Raw genomic sequence first — 4,614 nt, forward strand, 5'->3', positions numbered from 1 at the left:
TATCTAAACACTACGATAAAGGGCGATAAGCCTATGGCAGATATCACCAATATGACCAACAAGATATATCTTTTTTGCTTCATTTTATTTCAAATATTTGAAAATAGCGTTAAGTGGGCCAAAGACAGCTTGATAAAGCATATTCTGTATTGCCCTTACTTCAGGTGGATGCGTCCTATGGAAGTTTTGTACTTTAGCTGCATAACTGCCTACTTAATCTGTTCGTTACAGCAACATAAGGTTAATTTGTTTGGTTGTGCGGAATGTGGATTGCAAACTATGGGGTTAAAATTTCGGCAAGCACATAGGCCTTAACTTTTTTTGCGGGGCAGTGCGTTCATTTAAAATATTATTTCAAGCTAAAGTAGGGAAAAATACAGTGATAAAATAATGGCTGGTTAAAGATGTGAGTTATCAAAGCGTATTTTCGAAACTATTAAGAATTGCACTAGTCTATGTGTCAAATATATTAAAGGTCGAGATTGCAAATCCCGACCAACAGGGCGGGAGATACAGCGATAAAGTAGAGCCAATATTTAAGGGCAGAAATCTCTCAATATATATAACTAAAAAACCTGAGCCTATGAACTTTCAAACCCTAAACTAAATATTCAAGGACATGGTAAAAAAGCAAAAAAGAGACAACTATAAACAGCCATATCGGCCACCTATAGTTCTTCTGGTTAGCTGTTAGCAAATCATACTTCAATGTAATCTGTTTTTTCTTATTCCACAATTTAAAAACATTGAACAGCAGAACCAAGCCAAAAACTATTATTGAGGAGATTACAGAAACATCCCTTGAAACTTTATACCTTATGAAATAATTAATGATACCAAAAACAGAAGCAATGTTCAAATAGATTAGAAAAGACAAACCGATAAAAGCGTTAAAATATGATTGGTCATTTTTTCTTTGAGTTTTTAAAATTTGATAAAAATCATAATATAATCTTTCTAGCATTTTATTTTTTAATATATGGATTAACGTATGTCGTCTTATCGGGATACTTTAAATTAGGGTTAGCATTATAGTCTCCTTTTACGGTATCGTCGGAAAACATCAGGTTTAAAATTATCCCAGTTACTAACCCCATCCACCTCTAAATTTTGTTGCTACGTCAAAGGAAATTGTCCTATTCCCATACATGGTTATGCCTAATAAAGGTAGAGATTGTAAATCCCGACCAACAGCAACCTTGCAAAAGTCTTATTTCGCAGACTCATGCAAAAGTTAGACTTGTCCTTAGCCAAAGTAAAGCTACAGAATGATAGCTTCTAATTTTCAATTATCTAAAAACTTGCCAAAGTATTTTAAAGGCGCAAGTCATCAGTCTCATCCTAAACAGAAGACTTGCGCTAGATGGACAGATTTAGTTTTTTAATATTTCGTTCCAGTATTCCCTTGAAGTAGGTAGCGACGAAATCTCTCTTTTATTAAATCTTTCTTCAATTTGAAATCTTGAATGAGAGTTTCCAGCTTCAAAAGCTTTCAGAAGATAATAATTAGCAAGTTTATTAGTAAAACTATTTTTAGAATTCGATTTGCCTGATCTTAATATAATATATACATCAAAATATGCTTGAGAATAGTTATAAGTCTCCGCCATCGTCACAGCCTTATACAAAAATTCTTCCGAGTGGTCGCTTAAAGAGTATATTTCATAAAGCTTATTATATGCTGCCGTGTCTCCTTTTTGAGCTTGTTCTGACAGCGATTTTATTTTAATGTTATTATCAAATTCTGATAAGAATACTTTTCCTGTAGAAAGTGGTTCGATAGGCTTACTTTTCTTACTTTCACAGCCAAATAAAATAAGACAAAAATAAATTAGCAATAAACACCTCATAGAAATTATTTTTTCTGTTTCACAAATTCTTGATAAGACATTCTCTTTATGATTTCACCATTTTTATAAAAAACCACTGTGCCAAGATTATCATTTCCTTCTATTTTAGAGCTACTTCTTAAAACCGCAGGTTTTCCATCAGCTTTACCATATACTGCATACCCATCAAATCCCACTATAGTTGCTTTTGGATGAGCTTTTGATATTTGTTGGGCTTGCCTAGTGCATAACTGTATATGCTAAACCTTCTTGATGCCTCTGACATTGGATCTATGGCATTGAACCGACCAATAACTGGATCATAGAACCTTGCTCCGTAGTCATACTGTTCCAGTTCCTCCTGCAACTTCTTACCATTGTAAAGATATTTATTAGTTCCCGGCATTGCAACAGGCGTCCTTCTCAGGCCAAAGCATAGTAGTCGTCCGCCTGCAGGGGCTGCAGCTGGCCCGTAACCGGGTGCCTGTTAAAGGTATACCGCACGTTGCCCAGGTGGTCCGTCAGGTTGTACTCGTAGCTGTAGTTGCTCCCGCCCCTGCGTGCAATCCCCTCCTCGGTCTGGATGAAGTCGATAACCCCGTTGGTGTATTGATACTGCCTACTTAATCTGTTCGTTCCAGCAACATAAGATTAATTTGTTTGGTTGTGCGGAATGTGGATTGCAAACTATGGGGTTAAAATTTCGGTGAGCGTATAGGCCTTAACTTTTTTGCGGAGCAGTGCATTCATTTCAAAACATTATTTCAAGCTAAAGTAGGGAAAAATACAGTGATAAAATAATGACTTGTTAAAGATGCAAGTCATCAAAGCGTATTTTCGAAGCCATTAAGAATTGCACTAGTCTGTGTGCACAGATCATGAATTGGATTACAAATTCCAATCAATGAGAAAACACACGGACTTTAAACAACAAAGCCCAGCAATTCTCACATCGCTGGGCTCTGCTTTGATTTTAGAAAAAGGCATGTCGACCCTTAATCTTGTATTCCATAGAAATCAGCCATATCTAGCCATAAATTAGCTAATTCTATATTTTTCTTTATCCCAATTCCATAATAGTACAACCTCCCAACCTCATATATAGACTGTCTATCGCCTAATAATGCTGCTTTCATATAATAAAAAAAAGCATTATTTGGGTCTTTTTTCGTGCCGATACCTTCTTCATAACATTTTGCTATATCGTAACAAGCTTCAGGAATGTTATTCTCAGACGCTGATAATAACAGCTCAAAGGCCTTATTAATATCTTTTTCTACATATTTCCCAAACAAATACCATGTACCTAAGGCATAGATGGCTTTGTAGTTTTTCATTTTTTTTGCTTTTTCAAGCAGAGCAAATACCCTGCTTAGTTCTGCAGAATCCGTAGAGGCTTCTTTCAAAGCAAGCCCATATAACCTATCTCCTTTCATAATTTATCTAACTTTTTGGTGGCCAAGGACCTTTCCATCCTCCTGGACGTTTTCTTGGAGCCATTTTTTCTCCTTTCTCCCCACCTCTGTCTGCCGCTTTCCTCGCTTGCCCTTTTTGATGTTTGCCTTTTGTACTTGGCCTTGCGCCCTTTGTATGCTCAGATGCTTCCAAAATACGCTGGTTCCATTCCTCTGCTTTTTTCTTGTCGTAATAGTATGTTGTAACTGCATCCCCTATCACATAGGCAGAAAAGGCTGTCAATACGATTCCTCCAATGGTTTTTGTGACAGGCTCAGGATTTGCACCCTCAGCTCCCCAAAGTGTGCCAGTACGGAGTGAAAGGCTAATTCCAATTGCAGCCCAAGCCGAACCAGGTTTCTTTGCCGTTACCGAAACGGCGTTCAATGGTATCGGATTGGGATCAAAGTTCAATTGGTTAATTTGCTGACCAATCAGTTTACCGTAATCTATTCCGTCCCTTTCGGTACCTATCTTGACCTTTTTATCGTTAACGAGCTGGTATATTGAATTGTCCCCGTCGTTCTTGTGGTCTATAATCCTGCCCGTACCATCGACAATCGTTGATCTCAAACCAGTTGGTTCATCATTTACCCACATCCCATCTGGATCAGTAAAATTAATAGGATTGCTCAAGACATAATTGTACGGAGAGACATCATCATAGTCCTCGGCCAGCGGATCGACCACATTCCACCGGCCAATAACCGGATCATAAAACCTTGCGCCATAGTCATATTGCTCCAGCTCCTCCTGCAATTCCTTTCCATTGTAAAGATATTTATTATTACCTGGACTTGCAACCTTTCTCATTCCGAAGGCATAGTAGTCGTCGGCCTGCAGGGGCTGCAGCTGGCCCGTAACCGGGTGCCTGTTGAAGGTATACCGCACGTTGCCCAGGTGGTCCGTCAGGTTGTATTCGTAGCTGTAGCTGCCCCCGCCCCTGCGGGCAATCCCCTCCTCGGTCTGGATAAAGTCGATCGTGCCGTTGACATACTGGATGCCGTCTACGTAGTCCGTGGCCGTGCCCGTGGCGCCGTTCACCTTCTTCAGCTTGGCTCCGGTGGCATCGTAGACGTAGCTCAGGCTCAGCCCGCTTTTTGTGGCGCTTACCGGCAGGTTCAGGTAGTTGTAGGCCAGCGTTACGCCGTTCCTGCCGTCTGTGGTGGCGTTGCCGTTGCCGTCGTAGGTGTAGGCACCCGCAGCCAATGCCCCGCCCGTAATACCAGTCAACTGGTTGCCGGCATAGCTGTAGGTTCCGGTCTTGGTCGTGGTGCCGTCAAACCTGCTCAGCGAAGCGATGTTGCCCATCGCATCGTAGGACAGCGTT

5 protein-coding genes are annotated in these 4,614 nt (G+C 40.2%); all 5 read right to left on the reverse strand.

Annotated elements, in window-relative coordinates:
• Positions 1-1,373: 1,373 nt before the first annotated feature.
• On the reverse strand, positions 1,374-1,850 hold the full coding sequence (locus JHD69_RS19105) for a hypothetical protein (protein ID WP_199141938.1): 477 nt from the start codon (positions 1,848-1,850) through the stop codon (positions 1,374-1,376).
• A 5-nt stretch (positions 1,851-1,855) separates the two neighbouring features.
• Positions 1,856-2,026 carry a hypothetical protein gene (locus JHD69_RS19110; protein ID WP_199141939.1) on the reverse strand — a complete coding sequence of 57 codons (171 nt, stop codon included), beginning with the start codon at positions 2,024-2,026 and terminating at the stop codon, positions 1,856-1,858.
• Positions 2,026-2,235, reverse strand: coding sequence for an RHS repeat domain-containing protein (locus JHD69_RS21125; protein ID WP_233166062.1), 210 nt, complete (start codon positions 2,233-2,235; stop codon positions 2,026-2,028). Before JHD69_RS21125 ends, JHD69_RS19110 begins: the two co-directional genes overlap by 1 nt.
• 589 nt (positions 2,236-2,824) lie before the next feature.
• Positions 2,825-3,265, reverse strand: a complete 441-nt coding sequence (locus JHD69_RS19120; protein WP_199141940.1) for a tetratricopeptide repeat protein — start codon at positions 3,263-3,265, stop codon at positions 2,825-2,827.
• A gap of 7 nt (positions 3,266-3,272) precedes the next feature.
• A partial coding sequence (locus tag JHD69_RS19125) for an RHS repeat domain-containing protein (protein ID WP_199141941.1) occupies positions 3,273-4,614 on the reverse strand: 1,342 nt, incomplete at its 5' end.

The organism is Pedobacter sp. ASV12, assembly GCF_016429155.1.
GTDB lineage: Bacteria > Bacteroidota > Bacteroidia > Sphingobacteriales > Sphingobacteriaceae > Pedobacter.